The sequence below is a fragment of the Limosilactobacillus reuteri genome, assembly GCF_013694365.1.
Lineage (GTDB): Bacteria > Bacillota > Bacilli > Lactobacillales > Lactobacillaceae > Limosilactobacillus > Limosilactobacillus reuteri_E.
Window position 1 is genome coordinate 470,141 of sequence record NZ_CP059275.1, and the last position, 2,211, is coordinate 472,351.

General features: G+C 38.4%; 2 protein-coding genes and 1 pseudogene. All 3 read left to right on the top strand.

The window, feature by feature from the left end; all coding sequences use genetic code 11:
* The first annotated feature begins 192 nt into the window (after positions 1 to 192).
* A complete protein-coding gene (locus HHK02_RS12855; RefSeq protein ID WP_003666430.1) occupies positions 193 to 324 on the top strand; it encodes a hypothetical protein in 132 nt (43 codons plus the stop codon).
* A pseudogene (locus tag HHK02_RS02750) lies at positions 325 to 1,545 on the top strand (MFS transporter).
* Complete coding sequence (gene clpP / locus HHK02_RS02755) at positions 1,546 to 2,139, top strand: ATP-dependent Clp endopeptidase proteolytic subunit ClpP (RefSeq protein WP_003666435.1); 594 nt, start codon at positions 1,546 to 1,548, stop codon at positions 2,137 to 2,139. It begins immediately after the preceding pseudogene.
* The last annotated feature ends 72 nt before the right edge of the window (positions 2,140 to 2,211 follow it).

The following is a 2,211-nucleotide window of genomic DNA, read 5'->3' on the forward strand; positions in this document are numbered from 1 at the left end:
TGATGTCACGCCGAATGGCGTTTTTTATTTACCACCAACTGGGTGGCTAACTTCATTCTATAATCCACCAATTTATTTATGTCAGTAAATAAATTAAACGTTTTTAACGTTACCGCTAACTGGAACGAATTAGATCAAGAATGCGCAGCAGCTGAATTAGCACTAATTAGCGAAAGTATAAATAAGAAATAAATGCGTAAAGCACACCCATACGGCGTACAAGGCCGTCGCCCAATCGCTTCAAAGTACAAGCGAGCATTAAAAGAAAAGAAGATCGAAGCTATTCGTAAGTGGGCTAAGGAAAAGCCAGCTGAAGAAAAGTAAATGCTTGAGTTTTTAAAACCAGCTCCAGTGGCGAAGAAAAAGGTTCCTGCTGATAAGGTTGAAAGTTCGTATCATTGGCATCAGTTAGGAGTATTGCTTGCAATTTGTATCGGTTACATTGGCTATTATATTATTCGTTTAATTTTCATAACCGAACAAAATGAAATTATGAAGCAGTATGGTTTTACCACGGCTGATATCGGAATGGTACTTTCGTGTTTTGGGATTGGTTATGGGATTTCAAAATTATTTATGGGAGCATTAAGTGATAAAAGCAATACTAACCGTTATTTAGCAACTGGATTGGTTATTTCTGCACTGCTTAACTTTGACTTAGGCTCTACCCGTAGCCTATATATGATGATGTTTCTAATGTTAATTATGTCGATTGCTCAAGGGATGAGGGCAGCTGCATGCCAGCGTTCTGTTCAATTATGGTGAATGTTTTCAGGTTCCATTTCTACTGCCTTTTATACATCTTCAGTGGTTTCGCTGATTATTGCGGCCTTTGTATTATTAGTGGGTGCTGATCGGCCGGTGAGTGTTGGGCTGCCAAGTATTTCTGAATATACCGGAGATGAAGTTGTTTTAGAAAACGGAACTGAGTCTGATTCTGAAGAGACGAGTCTGACTTTACCGCAAATTTTTGTTAAATATATTTTGACGAATAAAGTTGTGTGGGCCATTACTCTAACATCAATGTCCTTGTATTTGGTTCGTTACGGGATAATGAGCTGGATTCCAAGCTATCTTGTAGAATCAAAAGGCTTTACGACTAACTTTGCAAAGTGGTTAGTGGGTATTTTTGAACTTGCGGCGGTTCCAGGAGTAATTATTATGGGAGCAATTTCCGATGCATTAAAGGGACGTCGAGCTATTGTTTGTATTTTATGTGTAATTGGTTTATTTATTTGTTTGACAACGTATTTCTTTAGTACCAGTCACATTTTGATCGTAAGTGTTCTTTTTATTATGGGAACTTTAATTTGCGCCCCATTAACATTAGTTGGATTAATGGTTAATGAAGCAGTTCCTAAATTTGCAGTAGGTTCATCAACTGGATTTATGGGCTATTTTTGGTGATTGGTAGCTAAATATGGCTGGCTTGCAAGTAATATGGTTTTATATACTGCTTCAGCGTTAGTATTTATCTTATTAGTTTATATTTTTATTGCTGAGCGTCGAGCTGAAAAGATAGTCGATGCTGATAAAAAAGATTAAATGAATTTAGTACCTACTGTCATTGAGCAATCATCTCGTGGTGAACGTGCTTATGACATCTACTCACGGCTTCTGAAGGACCGTATCATTATGCTCTCTGGTCCAATTGAAGACGAAATGGCAAATTCAATTGTTGCGCAACTTTTATTCCTTGATGCGCAAGATTCAACTAAAGATATTTATTTATACATTAATTCACCTGGTGGAGTTGTTACCTCAGGAATGGCAATTTATGACACCATGAACTTTATTAAGGCTGATGTTCAAACTATTGTAATCGGAATGGCTGCTTCGATGGCCAGTGTATTAGTATCATCTGGTGCTAAGGGTAAGCGTTTTGGATTACCACACTCACAAGTTTTGATTCATCAACCATCTGGTGGAGCTCAAGGTCAACAGACTGAAATCGAAATTGCTGCTACTGAAATTTTGAAGACACGGAAGATGCTTAACGGAATCCTTGCTAAGAATTCTGGTCAACCTATCGAGAAGATCCAGGCTGATACTGAACGTGATCATTACTTGACAGCACAAGAAGCAGTAGATTACGGCTTACTTGATGGTGTAATGGAAAATAATTCAAAATTAAAGTAAGCGCCCTTAGTGTAATGGATCGCACGTGAGATTCCGGTTCTCGAGATCCGAGTTCGACTCTCGGGGGGCGCA

Excerpts from the sequence above, each read along its gene's own strand:
- clpP (WP_003666435.1), top strand. The coding sequence starts at position 1,546 with ATGAATTTAGTACCTACTGTCATTGAGCAATCATCTCGTGGTGAACGT.
- HHK02_RS12855 (WP_003666430.1), top strand. The coding sequence starts at position 193 with ATGCGTAAAGCACACCCATACGGCGTACAAGGCCGTCGCCCAATCGCT.